General features: G+C 70.5%; 14 protein-coding genes. 8 read left to right on the forward strand and 6 right to left on the reverse strand.

The window, feature by feature from the left end; translation table 11 throughout:
• Positions 1-12: 12 nt before the first annotated feature.
• On the forward strand, positions 13-660 hold the full coding sequence (locus AB0I28_RS37935) for a TetR/AcrR family transcriptional regulator (protein WP_357500964.1): 648 nt from the start codon (positions 13-15) through the stop codon (positions 658-660).
• A gap of 734 nt (positions 661-1,394) precedes the next feature.
• Here the strand turns inward: AB0I28_RS37935 and AB0I28_RS37940 are convergent.
• Positions 1,395-2,210, reverse strand: a complete 816-nt coding sequence (locus AB0I28_RS37940) for an AraC family transcriptional regulator (RefSeq protein WP_357500965.1) — start codon at positions 2,208-2,210, stop codon at positions 1,395-1,397.
• A 65-nt stretch (positions 2,211-2,275) separates the two neighbouring features.
• Here AB0I28_RS37940 and AB0I28_RS37945 point away from each other — a divergent pair, with 65 nt between their 5' ends.
• Positions 2,276-2,833, forward strand: coding sequence for a TIGR03086 family metal-binding protein (locus AB0I28_RS37945; protein WP_357500966.1), 558 nt, complete (start codon positions 2,276-2,278; stop codon positions 2,831-2,833).
• Positions 2,834-3,076: 243 nt separating this feature from the next.
• Here the strand turns inward: AB0I28_RS37945 and AB0I28_RS37950 are convergent, their stop codons facing one another.
• The gene (locus tag AB0I28_RS37950; protein WP_357500967.1) at positions 3,077-3,550 is read right to left on the reverse strand and encodes a carboxymuconolactone decarboxylase family protein; all 474 of its coding nucleotides are present in this window, start codon (positions 3,548-3,550) and stop codon (positions 3,077-3,079) included.
• A 312-nt stretch (positions 3,551-3,862) separates the two neighbouring features.
• Between AB0I28_RS37950 and AB0I28_RS37955 the strand changes: the two genes are divergently transcribed.
• Together AB0I28_RS37955 and AB0I28_RS37960 are read left to right on the forward strand one after the other, a co-directional pair.
• A complete protein-coding gene (locus tag AB0I28_RS37955; RefSeq protein WP_357500968.1) occupies positions 3,863-4,138 on the forward strand; it encodes a hypothetical protein in 276 nt (91 codons plus the stop codon).
• Positions 4,132-4,698: a hypothetical protein gene (locus AB0I28_RS37960; RefSeq protein WP_357500969.1), complete on the forward strand. Its 567-nt coding sequence runs from the start codon at positions 4,132-4,134 to the stop codon at positions 4,696-4,698. The genes AB0I28_RS37955 and AB0I28_RS37960 overlap by 7 nt, the downstream gene beginning before the upstream one ends.
• 269 nt (positions 4,699-4,967) lie before the next feature.
• Here AB0I28_RS37960 and AB0I28_RS37965 read toward each other — a convergent pair whose 3' ends face one another.
• Positions 4,968-5,588, reverse strand: a complete 621-nt coding sequence (locus AB0I28_RS37965; protein WP_357500970.1) for a hypothetical protein — start codon at positions 5,586-5,588, stop codon at positions 4,968-4,970.
• Between the two features lie 153 nt (positions 5,589-5,741).
• Between AB0I28_RS37965 and AB0I28_RS37970 the strand changes: the two genes are divergently transcribed.
• Together AB0I28_RS37970 and AB0I28_RS37975 are read left to right on the forward strand one after the other, a co-directional pair.
• Positions 5,742-6,530: an SGNH/GDSL hydrolase family protein gene (locus AB0I28_RS37970; protein ID WP_357500971.1), complete on the forward strand. Its 789-nt coding sequence runs from the start codon at positions 5,742-5,744 to the stop codon at positions 6,528-6,530.
• 179 nt (positions 6,531-6,709) lie between these two features.
• Positions 6,710-7,861, forward strand: coding sequence for a serine hydrolase domain-containing protein (locus tag AB0I28_RS37975; protein WP_357500972.1), 1,152 nt, complete (start codon positions 6,710-6,712; stop codon positions 7,859-7,861).
• A 217-nt stretch (positions 7,862-8,078) separates the two neighbouring features.
• Here the strand turns inward: AB0I28_RS37975 and AB0I28_RS37980 are convergent, their stop codons facing one another.
• Both AB0I28_RS37980 and AB0I28_RS37985 read right to left on the reverse strand, forming a co-directional pair.
• The gene (locus AB0I28_RS37980; protein WP_357500973.1) at positions 8,079-9,797 is read right to left on the reverse strand and encodes a GAF domain-containing sensor histidine kinase; all 1,719 of its coding nucleotides are present in this window, start codon (positions 9,795-9,797) and stop codon (positions 8,079-8,081) included.
• Between the two features lie 369 nt (positions 9,798-10,166).
• The gene (locus tag AB0I28_RS37985; protein WP_357500974.1) at positions 10,167-12,557 is read right to left on the reverse strand and encodes a phosphoketolase family protein; all 2,391 of its coding nucleotides are present in this window, start codon (positions 12,555-12,557) and stop codon (positions 10,167-10,169) included.
• A gap of 155 nt (positions 12,558-12,712) precedes the next feature.
• Between AB0I28_RS37985 and AB0I28_RS37990 the strand changes: the two genes are divergently transcribed.
• Entirely contained in the window at positions 12,713-12,844 is a 132-nt protein-coding gene (locus tag AB0I28_RS37990; RefSeq protein WP_357500975.1) for a hypothetical protein, read from the forward strand.
• Here AB0I28_RS37990 and AB0I28_RS37995 read toward each other — a convergent pair.
• Positions 12,828-13,184 carry a VOC family protein gene (locus AB0I28_RS37995; protein WP_357500976.1) on the reverse strand — a complete coding sequence of 119 codons (357 nt, stop codon included), beginning with the start codon at positions 13,182-13,184 and terminating at the stop codon, positions 12,828-12,830. The genes AB0I28_RS37990 and AB0I28_RS37995 overlap by 17 nt on opposite strands.
• A gap of 112 nt (positions 13,185-13,296) precedes the next feature.
• Here AB0I28_RS37995 and AB0I28_RS38000 point away from each other — a divergent pair, with 112 nt between their 5' ends.
• The gene (locus AB0I28_RS38000; RefSeq protein ID WP_357500977.1) at positions 13,297-14,571 is read left to right on the forward strand and encodes a DUF4253 domain-containing protein; all 1,275 of its coding nucleotides are present in this window, start codon (positions 13,297-13,299) and stop codon (positions 14,569-14,571) included.
• The last annotated feature ends 162 nt before the right edge of the window (positions 14,572-14,733 follow it).

Below are 14,733 nucleotides of genomic sequence, written 5' to 3' on the forward strand. Positions count from 1 at the left end.
GACGGGAGCGCGATGGACTCCAGGACCGAAGGGCGCCCCGAACGGCGCCAGGACCACCGCAAACGGCAGGTGCGCGGCGAGCTGCGCATCGCGCAGATCCTCGACGCCGCCGCCGACTGCTTCGGCGAGGTCGGCTTCACCGCGACGAGCACGAACGCCATCGCCGCGCGGGCCGGGATCTCACCGGGTTCGCTGTACCAGTTCTTCGCCAACAAGGACGACATCGCCCGCGCGCTGGCCAAGCGCTACATCCGGCTGCTCGAAGCCGCCCACGGCGAGGCCTTCGCCGACGAGGTCGCCAGGCTCCCCCTGACGGAGATGCTCGACCGGATCGTCGACCCCATCGTGAGCTTCAACCTCGCCAACCCCGGGTTCCAGGCCCTCCTGGCCGATCCCGGCGTGCCGAGTCAGGTGTCGGAGGCGAAGAAGCCACTGCACGCGGTGATGCTGGTCCGCATTGATGTCATCTTCGGCGTCCGCGCGCCGCAGCTCGCGCCCGACCGCCGGCGCCGCGGCGCGGAGGTTGCGGTGGGCATCTTCGCGGCCCTGCTGCGCATGGTGCTGGCGGCCGGGCCGGGCGAGCGGCCGGCGATGGTGGCGGAGTTGAAGCGCGCGGTCGGCGGGTACCTGGGGCCGCTGGTGGGGGACGGAGCGGTTTAGGGAACGGGTTGGGGGCGGTTTGGGCGGCTTCCACGACATCACCTTCCTGCTGCCCGAACACGGCATCGGGCTTCACATCGTTTCCAACGGCGGCTGGGGCGGCGGGCCGCGCTGGATGCTCGGCGGCGTGGAGGGTCTTGAACCACACCGTCCGCCCGGCGGGCAAGGTGGCCTTGAGCCGCACCGGAGGCTCAACCGAGAACGGCGCCCGGAGGAGGCGGCCGAGGTCGGCCGGCGTACCCACCCTCACCCTCACCGGCACCGGCACCGGCCACACCGTTGCGCGTGAGGTCGGGTACCGCCGTGTCGGACGTTGGCGTGCCCGGTTACCACCACCGGTGGGCGGCGCGGGTCGCCGCAGCGAGTTCGGCAGTCTCGAAGCGGCCGAACCGGTGTCGGTCGAGGCCTTCCGGGCCGTCCCTGGGACTGTTGCCGGAGACGTGGCCACGGCGGTCGTGAAGGCGGCGAGCGCGTTGGGGGAGCCCGCGCGCGGTTCCCGCGGCGCCGCCGTTGCCGCGCACGGCACGCGTAACCGCCACGAGTGCAGCCGACCCGAGTGCGGCCAACCCGGGCGCGGCCGACGCGCGTGCAGCAACAGCAAACATGAGCGCCGCGCCGAGCGCGGCCAGGAGTGTCCTCGTCATGTTCCGATGGTGTCCGTTTCGGACGTCGTGCGCATCGGGCCGTGAGTGGATACCGGGTCTGCGACCTGGGTCGGACGGCGCCGCCGGGAGTTAGACCGGAGTCGTAGCCGTCGCCCGCACGAACGCCGCCGGCGGCACGCCGAGCGTTGCGGTGAAGTCGCGGACGAGGTGCGCCTGGTCGCTGTACCCGAGGTCGGCGGCCAGCCGTGCCCAGTCGGCGTCGGCGCCGGCCAGCTCGACGGCCTCATGAATCCGGTACCTCATGATCGCCCACTTGGGGCTGATGCCGACGTAGTCGGCGAACAGCCGCTGGAGGCCCCGCACCGACATGCCGGCGAGGGCGGCGAACTCGTCGACGCGCTGCACCGAACGGTCGACGCGGACCCGGTCCATGAGCTCCATGGCCTTGTCCGCCAAGGGGTCGGGCGTCTTCGGCGCCAGCGAGAGCAGCAGCTCGTCGAAGGCCGCGACGCGTGCGAGCTCCTCGGGTGGGTCGAGCACCTTGGCGGTGGCGTCGGCGGTGCCGGGGAAGACCTCGTCGAGGGGGATCCGCCGGTCGTTGAGGGCGCCGGCGGCCTGCCCGTGGAAGGGCCGAAACCCGCCGGGCCGGAACTTCGCCCCGCACACCCGGCCCACGCCGTACAGCTTGATGCTGAACAGGTCCTGCTCGATCCCGTTGACACCGCCGAAGTCGGCGGCGCCCTCGAAGCGTTCGAAGGCGAGGTTGACCGACGGGTGCGGCACGACGCGCGATTCGTAGGGCTCGTCGAGGTCCCAGTCGATGAACCAGTAGTTGTCGACGTAGCGGCGCAGCGGCCGCGCGGGCTCGAAGCGCCGGAAACGGACGCGGGCCATCAACTCGCCGGGAGCGACGATCCCACGGGTGTCTTTGCGCGGACCAGCCATGACGCCCCAGCCTATGTCGCGTTTGTTCAAAGCACGTCGGCCTTTCGGGGCCTAGTCTGGAACATATGAGCGAAGACATCAGCGGCCTGCTGAAGGCCGCCTCCGCCGCCGCCCGGCCCGTGTTCGAGGGCATCCCCGACGACCGGCTCGGCGCCCCGACTCCTTGCGCCGAGTACGACGTCCGGGAGCTGCTGAACCACCTCTTCCTGGTGGTCACCAACTTTCAGGTGCTGGCGAGCGGCGCGGCCGCCGACTTCTCCGAGACCCCCGACCGCCTCACCGGCGACTGGCGCGCGCAGCTGGTCACCGAGACCGAGCGCCTCGCCGAGGCGTGGGGTGCGCCGGGCGCCCTCGACGGCGTGTCGGCCGGCATGGGGCTGCCGCAGCGCACGGTCGGGCTGATGGGCTTGCTCGACATGACGGTGCACCCGTGGGACCTGGCCCGCGCGACCGGCCAGGACTTCACGCCCGACCCGGGTGCGGTCACAGCCCTGCTCGGTCTTCTCGACGACATCGCGCCGATGGCGCGCAAGATGAGCGTGCTGGGCGAGGCCGTCGAGGCTCCGGCCGACGCCACGCCCTTCGAGCGGCTGCTGGCGGCCAGCGGTCGCGAGCCGCGCTGAGCGGGTCGCCCGTTCGAGTGACGCTCCGGCGACACGCCGCAGTTAAGATCATCAATGCCACTGCTGTTCGATATGTTCGTATGCAGCGTGCTCGACACGCATCGCGGGCCCCGCACTCGGGAAGCGGGGTCCGCACCTTTCGTCGTGCGCTGGGACCGCCGGACGCCGAAAATGCGGCGGCGGGGTGCCGGCCGGGCACCCCGCCGCCTCTGTGCGGACAGAAGACTCAGGAACTCCGCGCGGTCAGGAGCTCGGCGCGTCGAAGTACTTGCGCACGCGGGGCCGCTGTTTCGCGGCGACGCTGATGCGGTTGAAGGCGTTGATCAGCGAGATCGTCATGACGAGGTTGCCCAGTTCCTCGGCGTCGTAGTGCTTCTCGGCCTCGGCCCAGACCTCGTCGGAGACGCCGTCCTCGCCCAGGCGGGTGATGGCCTCGGTGAGGCCGAGGGCGGCGCGCTCGGGCTCGGTGAAGTAGGGCGACTCGCGCCAGACGTCGAGCTGGAAGATCCGCTCGGGGCCTTCGCCGAGGGTGAGGATCTCGCGGATGTGCACGTCGAGGCACACCGAGCACTGGTTGATCTGGGAGGCGCGGATCTTGACCAGTTCGCGGAGCTTGTGGTCGAGGGTGTCGATTTTTCGCAGGGTCTGCTCGACTTCCTCCAGCGCCTGGTAGGCCGCTCCCGCGACTCTCGGCATCCGGATCCTCGGCTCGGTCATCGCCCGACTCCTTCACTCGTGTATCCGCCTCAACGCGCGCGGCCGCGCACACCTTCCGCAGGTCAGAATGACACGCGTCACGACCCTCGGCCACCCCCATGCCTTACCCCACAGGAGCGCCCACCCCCACCCCGCACCCGCTCCCCCGCAGCGGGGCAGGTGGCGGGCGGCAGGTGGTGGGCGGTGAGTGGCGGGAGGCGGGTGGCCGGTGGCCGGTAGCCGGTAGCGGGCGGTGAGTAGCGGGGGCGGGGGCGGGGGCGGGGGCGGGGGCGGTAGGAGGGTGGCCGACGGGAGGCGGGCGGCGTCGTCGCCGTGAAGTCGGCGGGCGACCATCACCTGTTCGCCGACGCCGAAGCGCCGGCGGCGGTGGCGCGGTTGCGCGGGGTGGATCCGCCGCCACCGGCCTTACTGCTGCCCGATCTGGGCGCGGCGGTTGGTCCGGTCGGGTTCACCGGCGCCGAGCAGGTCCGGGTCACCGCCGTGGACGCGCCCGTCTCGACAGTCCACAGTGCACTTCGCCGCTCGATCGCGCCCGGCGTCGGTGAAGTGGGCACGCAGCTGCCGCACACCCCGTACTGCACTTGCTGACCTCGGCGCTGGCACGGCCGCTTACGTTCGCCTCCGGACCGAGCCTGATCATCGACGACGCCGTGATCCGCGTCGACCCCGACGGCACCGCCCGGGTTCAGCGTCCCGGCGGTGGCCACCGGCGCACCACCCCGCCATCGACTGCCGCGCAAGCGGTCCAGCGCCAGCACGCCCAGGTCGTGGCGACCGCGCGCGAGCACCGCGTTCCCGGCCCGTTCCTCGGCGTCGCCCACGACTCCCTCGGACCCGGCGGCGACGGGCCCTACTGGGACGGCGAGATCCTGCTCGCCGGATACGCCGACTTCATGCGCGTCGGCCGCTTCGCCTACGCGCCGCTGCCCGGCGGGGAGGCGGCCTTCGACCATCCCGCGCGACTCGCGCTGGGCTACCTCTACAGGCTCGAGGATCTCGGCGGCCATCGTGGGTCTACGATCCCGCGCCGACCCTGCGCGTGGCCCTCATCGCGCTCGCCGAGGAGGTCCCGGTCGGGCGGATCGCCTCGGCCTCGAGTCGACGCTGGTCGAGGTCACCCTGCGATGATCGCCGGGGTCGCACGATGATCCAGTCGGTCTGCCTCGGCGGCAGCGTGTTCGGCCACCCCGCCTGGCGACGCGGATGCTGGACGCCTTGACCGGCGTACGTGTAGCTCGGTTCCGCAGATACCTCGCCGCCGCACCTGACTCCTGCTCGCGGGTCACCCGACCGCTTCGGCATCCACTGTGGACGTCGGCGGGCACCGGCCTCCGGCCGATGGTCCCCTACAGCTTCACCGTCGCCGGGCGCCGCCGGAAGGTCCCAAGGGCACGGATGCGCGGGACCTTCGGCCTTGCTACCTCGGGTCGCCGAACTTGGGCGGCTCGAAGGGCGGCGGGTCGAACTTCGGCGGTTCCATTTGCCCGAAGTGGTTGTCCTGCGGGTGCTGGATCTGCTGCGGCACCGGGGTGGTGGCGCCGCCGTCGGGGCGCTTGCGGAAGTAGTCGGCGGCGTTGCGGCCGACCAGCGCCAGCGCCGCGGTGGCGTAGGCCACGCTGTTGAGCAGCGTGAGGATCGCGTAGAAGGTCAGCAGGCCCTCGGACTTGGTGACCGTCGAGATGCCCGGCATGGCGAGGATCCCGAGCAGCCCGCAGGAGACGACTCCGGCCAGACCGGTCCATTTCGCCGGTTTCAGGACCCAGCCGGCACCGCGCCACACGTAGAAGCCCACCAGCCCCAGCCACACCACGGTCACCAGACCGAAGATCAGCGGCGGCATCGAGGTGAGCCCGTCGATCGGGTTGAGCAGCCAGTTGCCCGACGCGCTCTCCCCGGCGGTGGTGTACATCCCGGTGATGACGAGGTTGAGCAGCGCGGCGACGCCGAAGGACACCGCCCCGATCGTGATCCGCGTCGGCCGAGGAGGCTTGCCGAGGAAGTGGGTCACCGAGGCCTCTTCGGGCCAGCTCTCGTGCATCGCCGTCCTCCGTGTCGGGTGAGGTGTCCCCCACATCATCGTTGATGACGCGCGCGCCACCAAATCACGATTTGGTTCGATCATGGCGATGGCGCCGGGACGGGTGCAAGACTGGGCAACCTACCGGCGAGTTCGAGTGCGAGGAGGCGGCGGGTGTCGGGCGCGAGGGACGAGTGGTCGAGCTTCGTGGCGATCGGTGACAGTTTCACCGAGGGCATGGACGATCGACGGCCCGACGGTACATATCGCGGCTGGGCGGACCTGGTCGCCGGGCGGCTGGCCTCGGTCAATCCGGACTTCCGCTACGCCAACCTCGCCGTGCGCGGCCGGTTGTTCGACGCGGTCGTCGACGAGCAGGTGCCGATGGCGCTGCGGTCGGGGCCGGAGCTGGTGAGCTTCGCGGCCGGCGGCAACGACGCGCTTCGGCGCGGCTTCAACCCGGTGACGCTGGCCACACGACTGCACGAGGTCGTGCGGATGCTGTCGGCGATCGGCTCGACGGTGGTGCTGTTCACCGCCGCCGACGTCAGCCACGTCCTGCCCGCGCGGCGGTTCATCCAGCAGCGCGTGCGCGCCCTGAACGACGCCACACACCGCGTCGCCGTGCGGCACGACGCGGTCTTGATCGACCTCTTCCACGACGAGGCCTTCCACGACCGTCGCATGTGGAGCATCGACCGGCTGCACCTGTCCGACGCCGGCCACCGCCGGGTCGCCGCGCACGTGCTGACCGCGCTGAAGATCGACCCCGACGCCTCCTGGGACGCGCCGCTCGACCCCTTGCCGCGCGCGACCTGGCTGACCTCCCGCAAGTCCGACGTCGCCTGGGCCCGCACGCACCTGGCGCCGTGGGTGCGGCGGCGATTGACGGGGAAGTCCTCGGGCGACATGATCGATCCCAAGCGTCCCGACCTGAAACCGTGGAGTGACGGTGGTTCTTAAAGCGTTCGGCTGCCTGGCGATCCTGCTCCTCGTGGCATGGCTCGCGGGCATGTACATGGCGCGCAACCGCAAGCGCTGAGGCGGACCGGTACGCAGGTGACCTGCGGAACACCCCGGAATCCGCGTCCGGCGAATCCGGTTGCCTCCCCGTGCAAACCCGCACGCGCCAAGGAGCCGCCATGTCCACCGCCGAAGTACACGGCCACGTTTCACCGGGTTACGAGAAGGTCCGCGACGAGTTCACCGCCGCGGTCACCGCCGAGGAGGGCCTCGGCGCACAGCTGTCGGTGTACGCCAAGGGAAGACCGGTCGTCGACCTGTGGACCGGGCCACCCGGCGTCGACGGAGACTCCCTGTTCCCCAACTACTCCTCGGCCAAGGGCGCCGCGCACCTGGTCGCCGCACTACTGGTCCAGGACGGCGTCATCGCACTCGACGCTCCCGTCGCGCGGTATTGGCCGGAGTTCGCCGCCGAGGGCAAGGAGCGGATCACCTTCCGCGAGCTCATCGCCCATCGCGCCGGACTCATCGGCGTCGACGGTGGCTTCGCCTTCGACGAACTCGCCGACGACCGCCGGATCGCCGAGCGCCTCGCCGGCCAGAAACCTTTCTGGGAACCGGGAACCGCTTACGGCTACCACGGGTTCGTGATCGGCGCGCTGACCGGCGAGGTCGTCCGGCGGGTGACCGGCAAGTCGATCCAGGAGCTGTACTCCGAGCGGATCCGCGTGCCCTACGGACTCGACTACCACCTCGGCCTGCCCGAGGCCCTCGAACCGCGTTTCGTGCCGGTCGAGGCGATGCGCCCGACCCCGGAGCAGGCCGCCGAACTCGCGGCCCATCCGCTGGATCCCGACAGCCTGCGGGGAATCGCGTTCAACGCCAACTCCGGGGAAGCGGTGGACCGCGTCGCCTTCGGCAACAGCCCGCTGGTGCGCCGGCTGGGCCCCGCCTCCTCCGGCGGTGTCGGCAACGCGCGCGGCCTGGCGAAGATGTACGCGGCGACGCTGCACCGGGTCGACGGGCTCGATCCCCTACTGCGCCCGGAGACGGTCGCCGAGTTCGCCGGGGTGTCGATGGAGGGCGTCGACCTCGTCGACGGCCAGTCCGGGCACTTCGGGCTCGGCTTCGAGGTCCCCTCGCGCCGGTACGGTTCGCTGGGCGACGACGCCTTCGGCCATTCGGGCGCGACCGGATCGACGTCCTTCGCCGACCCCGCCAGCGGTGTGGCCTACAGCTACCTGCGCAACCGCTTCGTCTTCGGCGGTGGCGGCGGCTCACCGGAGAACCGGCCGATCATCGCGGCCGTCGTCGAGGCCGCGACGGCGTGAGCGCGGGGAGGACCCGCGGTCCTCCCCGGCACACGGTCCACAAGGGACGCCCCGGGCACCTCGCGGTGCTCGTGCCCGGCCGGATCACTTCCCGAACCCGGCCGGGCACCCCTCCCTCGCCCACCCCGGCGCGGACCCTCGCGGGACCGGCCGGGCACGTCGGCGATGCTGCGGCGAATCTAACACTCCGCGCCCGAAGGGTCACCCGCGGTACGACTCAGAGCAAGGGAACACGCCAGTTCAGCCGGGTCCCGGCGCCCTCGCCGCTGTCCAGGGTGAAGGTCCCGCCGAGCTTGCGCGCCCTGGCGGCGAGGTTCAGCAGCCCGCCGCGCGGCTTGGACTCCCCCAGCCCGCAGCCGTCGTCGACGACCGTCAGTTCGACGGACTCGCCGTCGGCGGCGACCTCCACCTCCACTGTGGACGCCTGCGCGTGGCGCGTCACGTTCGACAGCGCCTCGCGCAGCGCGGCCAGAAGCTCGGGCCGCACCGCCGGCGGAACGGCGCTGTCGACCGGCCCCAACAGCGTCACATGCGGCCGGAAACCGAGACTGTCGCAGGCCGCCTCGACGGCGGTGTGCACACCGAGACGCAGGTCCCCGACACTGCCGCCGTGCAGGGCGTAGATGCTCGCCCGGATGTCGCGGATCGTCGCGTCGAGGGCGTCCACGGCGGCGTTGATGCGCTCGACCACCACCGGCCGGGTCGTTATGTTGACGACGTTCTGGAGATGCAGGCCGGTGGCGAACAGCCGCTGGATCACCACGTCGTGCAGGTCGCGGGCGATGCGGTCGCGGTCCTCGAAGACCGCCAGCTGCGCCCGGTCGAGCTGCGCGCGACTGCGGTCGAGGGCCAGCGCCGCCTGCCCCGCGAAGGACTCCAGCAGCCCGATCTCGGCCGAGGAGTAGTTCAGCGAGACCGAGCTGACCGTCCCGACCACCAGCGCGCCATAGGCGGTCTCGCTGGTGGCCAAGGGAACCAGGAGCGCGCGGCCGCATTCGATCGGGTGCGGCCAGGCCGCCGACTTGCCGAGGTCCTCGACCTGGGTCGGGCGCCGGTTGATGATGACGCCGCCGAGAGCGTCGTCGGTCAGCGGCACGCGCTCACCGGCGATGGGGAGGTCGCCCTCGGCGGTGAGGGCCACTTCGACGACGACCTCGCTCATGTCGCCGGGGTCGCGGACGAGGACCATCGCGACCTCGGCGTTGGAGGTCTCCATGGCGCGCTTGGCGACCAGGCGCAGGGCGGCCTGCTGGTCGATGGAGCCGATCACGACGTCGGTGATCTCGGCGGCGGCCTCCAGCCAGCGCAGGCGCCGGCGGCTGATGTCGTAGAGCCGTGCGTTCTCGATGGCGATGCCGGCCGCGGCGGCCAGCGCGACGACGACGCGCTCGTCGTCCTCGCTGAACTCCTCGGCACTCAGCTTTTCGGTGAGGTACAAAGTCCCGAAGTCGCGTTCGCGGATGCTCACGGGCACACCGAGGAAGCTGCGCATGGGTGGATGTCCGGCGGGAAAACCGTGCGACTTCGGGTGCGAGGCGAGGTCGGCCAGGCGCACCGGCGAAGGGTCGTCGATGAGAAGGCCGAGAATCCCCCGACCGCATGGGAGCGCGCCGATCTCGTCGCGCTTGTCCTTGCCGATGCCGTGGGTGTGGAAGGCGACGAGCCGGCGGTCGTGGCCGAGGACGCCGAGCGCCCCGTATCTGGCGTCGACGAGTTTGCAGGCCGCGGTGACGATCCGGTCGAGCACGGCGGGCAGTTCCAGGTCGCTGCCGATGCTGACCACGGCGTCCAGCAGGCCGCCGAGTCGTTCGCGTCCGAGGGTGATGTCGCGAACGCGGGTGAGCAGCTCCTCCAAGAGGGCGTCTAGCTGGACTTCGCCCAGCGGGGGGATGTCGAGACCTGGCCAGCGCGAGGTGATCGGTGTGTGCTCGGCCACCCTTCGATGTTACGGAGAATGAGGAGATCATGCCAGTGGCGTGATGATCACCGCGAGTGAAGATCAACCGGCCGCAGCGTCCACTCAAGACATTCGGCCCAGGTGTTCAGGACGAATGGGCCTCCCCGCTGCACTGTTATCGAGGGATTCTTTGAGTCAGGAAGTGTTCATGCGAACTCAACCCGAGGACGCTTCCCAAGGACTCTGCCCACTACGCCCGTCATCGGCCGATGGCGGTCCGTGCCCGCGCTTTTCGGCGGGGATGCGGAGGTGTGGTCCCTCTACCGTGCCGGGGTAGAGGGGCCACACCGCGCTTAAGCCGCAGGGCAGTCCCGAACCAGCGAGATGGTCCAGACGAGCGAGCCCGTCTCAGACGGGCGAGTCGGGCCAGACCCAGTCGCTGATCTCCGGAGCGTCCTCCCCGTGAGCGCGCGTGTAGTCCCTCGCGCGCTGCCGCTCGTCGAACATCCGCTGCCGCAGTGCCGCCTCCTTGACCGCCAGACCCGGAACGTGGTCGATGACGTCCATGACGAGGTGGAAGCGGTCGAGGTCGTTGAGCATGACCATGTCGAAGGGTGTGGTGGTGGTGCCTTCTTCTTTGTAGCCGCGGACGTGAATGTTGTCGTGGTTGGTGCGCTGGTAGGTCAAACGGTGGATCAGCCACGGATAGCCGTGGTAGGCGAAGATGACGGTCTTGTCGGTGGTGAACAGGGCGTCGAACTCCCGTGGGGACAGACCGTGCGGGTGCTCCTTTTCGTCCTGGAGGCGCATGAGGTCGACGACGTTGACGACGCGGACTTTCAGGCCGGGCATGTGGCGGCGGATCAGGTCGACCGCGGCGATCGTCTCCAGCGTCGGAACGTCGCCGGCGCAGGCCATGACGACGTCGGGGTCGCCGTCGTCGTTGCTCGCCCAGTCCCAGATCCCGATCCCGCGACGGCAGTGCGCGTCGGCCTCGGCCATCGACAACCACACCGGCTGCGGCTGCTTGCCGGCCACCACGACGTTGACGTAGTGCTGACTGCCCAGACAGTGGTTCATCGTCGACAGCAGCGTGTTGACGTCGGGTGGCAGGTAGACGCGGATGATCTCGGCTTTCTTGTTGACGACGTGGTCGATGAAGCCGGGGTCTTGGTGGGAGAAGCCGTTGTGGTCTTGGCGCCACACGTGACTCGACAGCAGGTAGTTCAGCGACGCGATCGGCCGCCGCCAGGGGATGTCCCTTGTGGTCTTGAGCCATTTGGCGTGCTGGTTGAACATCGAGTCGATGATGTGGATGAAGGCCTCGTAGGAGGTGAACAGGCCGTGTCTGCCGGTGAGGAGGTATCCCTCCAGCCAGCCCTGGCACAGGTGCTCGGAGAGGACCTCCATGACGCGGCCGTCAGGTGCCAGATGGTCGTCGGTGCCTTCGATGTCGGCGACGAAGACCCGGTCGGTGACCTCGAAGACCGCGTCCAAGCGGTTCGAGGCGACCTCGTCGGGACCGAACAGCCGGAAGCGATCGTCGTTGGCGCGCATGACATCCCGCAGCCAGCGGCCGAGCACGCGCGTCGACTCCTCCATCGCCGAACCCGGCGAGGGGCACTCGACGCCGAAGGCCCGGTGGTCGGGGAGCATCAGCGGCTTGAGCAGCTCCCCGCCGTTGGCGTGCGGGTTGGCGCTCATCCGCCGGTCGCCTTCGGGTGTGGCCAGACTGATCTCCTCGACCGGCGCGCCGTCGGCGCCGAACAGCTCATCGGGCCGGTAAGAGCGCATCCACCGCTCCAGCATCTCCAGGTGCGCAGGATTGTCGCGGACGCCTGAGAGGGGCACCTGGTGGGCGCGGTAGGTGCCCTCCACCTGAACGCCGTCCACTTGCGACGGCCCGGTCCAGCCTTTCGGTGTGCGCAGCACGATCATCGGCCAGCGCGGGCGCGTAGGGCGCGACGTCGTCCGCGCATGATGCTGGATCACGCTGATGTGGTCGAGGCACAGGTCCATCACCGACGCCAGCCGGCGGTGCACCTGCGCGTGGTCGTCGCCGGGCCGGGCGTGCACGACGTGCGGCTCGTATCCGTAGCCGCGCATCATGCTCAGCAGATCGGGCTCGGGGATGCGCGCCAGGAAGGTCGGGTTGGCGATCTTGTATCCGTTGAGGTGCAGCACCGGCAGCACCGCGCCGTCACGCGCCGGATTGAGGACCACATTGGACAGCCAGCTCGCCGCGAGCGGACCGGTCTCGGCCTCGCCGTCGCCGACGACGCACAGCGCCAGCAGGTCGGGGTTGTCGTAGACGGCACCGTAGGCGTGCGCGAGGGAGTAGCCGAGTTCGCCGCCCTCGTGGATGGAGCCGGGGACCTCCGGCGCGACGTGGCTGGGAATACCGCCGGGGAAGGAGAACTGGCGAAAGAGCCGGCGCATGCCCTCGCCGTCGCGGGTGATCAGGGGATACCGCTCGGTGTAGGTGCCCTCCAGCCAGGTGTTGGCCACCAGCGCCGGCCCGCCGTGCCCGGGACCGGCGATGTAGATCGCGTTGAGGTCGCGGGCCCGGATGAGGCGGTTGAGGTGGGCGTAGAGGAGGTTGAGGCCCGGTGAGGTGCCCCAGTGGCCGAGCAGGCGCGGCTTGATGTGCTCCGGCCGCAGCGGTTGGCGCAGCAGGGGGTTGTCGAGGAGGTAGATCTGGCCGACGGTCAGGTAGTTCGCCGCGCGCCACAGCCTTTCGACACGGCCGAGCTCATCGGGCGTCAGGGCGGCCGGGGAGTTGGTCTCGGTGCTCGTCATGAGGCCACTGTGGCGCGAAAGCACGTCCGCGCGGGCCGGTTCCGGGCAATCGAGGACAGTGATCAACTGGCCGATGTTCGGCGATCATGGGGCGTTTCATATAGTTTGTCGTCGTTCGTGGGTTTCCCGAGTCCCGCGAGCGGAGGGGGATCGTGATGACCTGGAAGCGTCTGCTCAGACTCGCCGCCGTCGCACTCGCCGGCGGCATGGTCCTGGGGATGGTGACCGGGGCGCTGAGCGCCCGCGCGTCGGAAGGGCCGGTGGAGTGCGTCAGCTCTTGTCGATGACGCAGAAGCGGTTGCCCTCGGTGTCGGCCAGCACCGTGAAGTCGGGGTCGGCCGGGTACAGGTCCCAGTCGGCGACGCGGGTGGCGCCGAGGCCGAGCAGGTGCTCGATGTCGGCGGCCGGGTCCTCGGAGTAGAGGTCGAGGTGGACCCGGGGATGCTTCTGGACCGGCGTGGCCGAGCGGCCGAGGGCGATCGAGGTGCCGTGCCCGGTTCCGGGGACGAGGACGGCGAAGTCGCCGTCAACGACGTCACGGGGAACGAGGTTGAGGGCCGCGCACCAGAACGCGGCCGCGCGCGGGACGTCTTCGACGCCCAGGACGACCGTTCCGACGGTGAGCATGTGAGTCAGTCTCGCAGAAACATGAGAAGCTTTATGGCGCAACGGGGATATCCGTGTCCATATGCGAGCCCCATGTTGCTGTTGTCGTACCAAGCGGGCAAGATTCGACATTGTGGGACTCCTTCAGCGGCTTTTCGGGCGTCCGGCGGACGAGTCGGCGGACGACGCCGACGCGACCGGCGGGGTCGAGGCGAGCCCAGACGAAACCACGGCCCGGCCGGGGTCGGACGGCGGTGTGCTCGGTGACGCCGCGCCACTGCCCGAGCCCGCCGCGGAGCCCGAGCCGGAATCCGGACCCGAACAGGCCGCCGAGACTCCACCCGCCGACGTCGGCGACTCTCCCGCCACCGTCGCCGAGCCGCCCGACTCCCCGGGTGACGACGAACCCGAGAACGAAGCGGAGCAGCCGGTGCCCATCGTGACCGCGTCCTCGACGGATACCGACGACGCCCCACTGGCGACGGTCCTGCCGTTCCGCGGAGGCATGTCCGAGGAGCCGGTGACCCCGCCCCCTCCCGTCGAGGACATCCCACGCCCCACGTCCCGTGCGCCGGAGTTCCCCGACTTGTTCACGCCCTCGCGCCCCCGCCGTGAACTCCTCAGCATCGACCCGCCCGCCGCGCCCGAGCCGGAGCCCGGCGAGGCCGAGGCGGTCGTCGAAGACCTGCCCGTCGACGCCTCCGGCTCCCCGCGCGCCGCCCTGCGCTCAGCCGGTGTGGCCGTCCCGCACATGCAACTGGTGACCACACGCGGCTCGGCGAGACTGTGGGCCTTCCCCGTCGCCGACCACGAGGCCCTCGGCTGGTGGCTGGAGATCCGCCGCGTCCACGACCGCACCGGCTGGCTGCCCGTCCTCCTCGGACCCGCCGACGGCTGGCTCGACGACGCCGAGAGCGTCCTCCACGAAGGCGACGACGAGCTCGCCCGCCTCGCCGAGGTCGACGTCGAGGAGCTGCTGCGCACGAAGGCCGCCGAGGCCGGTGAGCCCCCGCGCGGTGTGGCGACCCTCCCCACCCGCGGCGACTCGACCTTCACCATCGCCAAGACGTCCGGGCTGCTGGGCCTGGTGCAGGCCGAGCACGGCTGGCAGGTCCCGGCGCTGCTGCCGTGGGCCGGATCGACGAACTGGGAGATCTTCGGCGCCGAGCACGCCGCGGTCCTGCGCCGGTGGGACGAGCGCGTCGACGTCGAGGTCGTCGCGATGTCGTGGGACGTGCTGGAGCTCTACGTCGCCGAGCCGCCGACCGATACCGCCGACGCCGTCGACCTGGCGCAGGAGGTCTACGCCTACTGCCCGGATCTGCTGGCGGCGGGCGTGCCGACCCTCGACGACCTCGCGGTGCACATGGTCAAGAGCAAGGCCTGGTACTTCCGGTGGAACGACTGAGCCGGACACCTCCGACTTTTCGATGTTTCACGTGAAACATCACCACGAGAAGCGGGGGGGGCCCACGGGGCGCCCCCGCCGGTAAGGGGGGGGGCGGAACACAGACGGGAGCCCCGACACCGACAGGACGGGACGGGGGACAGCGGGCGGCCGACCCACCCC

The sequence above is a fragment of the Phytomonospora sp. NPDC050363 genome (assembly GCF_040655735.1).
Classification (GTDB): Bacteria; Actinomycetota; Actinomycetes; order Mycobacteriales; family Micromonosporaceae; genus Phytomonospora.

Coding starts and splice junctions, on each gene's coding strand:
- AB0I28_RS37950 (WP_357500967.1), bottom strand. CDS start 3,550: ATGACCGAGCCGAGGATCCGGATGCCGAGAGTCGCGGGAGCGGCCTAC.
- AB0I28_RS37940 (WP_357500965.1), bottom strand. CDS start 2,210: ATGGCTGGTCCGCGCAAAGACACCCGTGGGATCGTCGCTCCCGGCGAG.
- AB0I28_RS37995 (WP_357500976.1), bottom strand. CDS start 13,184: ATGCTCACCGTCGGAACGGTCGTCCTGGGCGTCGAAGACGTCCCGCGC.
- AB0I28_RS37965 (WP_357500970.1), bottom strand. CDS start 5,588: ATGCACGAGAGCTGGCCCGAAGAGGCCTCGGTGACCCACTTCCTCGGC.
- AB0I28_RS37935 (WP_357500964.1), top strand. CDS start 13: ATGGACTCCAGGACCGAAGGGCGCCCCGAACGGCGCCAGGACCACCGC.
- AB0I28_RS37945 (WP_357500966.1), top strand. CDS start 2,276: ATGAGCGAAGACATCAGCGGCCTGCTGAAGGCCGCCTCCGCCGCCGCC.
- AB0I28_RS37975 (WP_357500972.1), top strand. CDS start 6,710: ATGTCCACCGCCGAAGTACACGGCCACGTTTCACCGGGTTACGAGAAG.
- AB0I28_RS37985 (WP_357500974.1), bottom strand. CDS start 12,557: ATGACGAGCACCGAGACCAACTCCCCGGCCGCCCTGACGCCCGATGAG.
- AB0I28_RS37990 (WP_357500975.1), top strand. CDS start 12,713: ATGACCTGGAAGCGTCTGCTCAGACTCGCCGCCGTCGCACTCGCCGGC.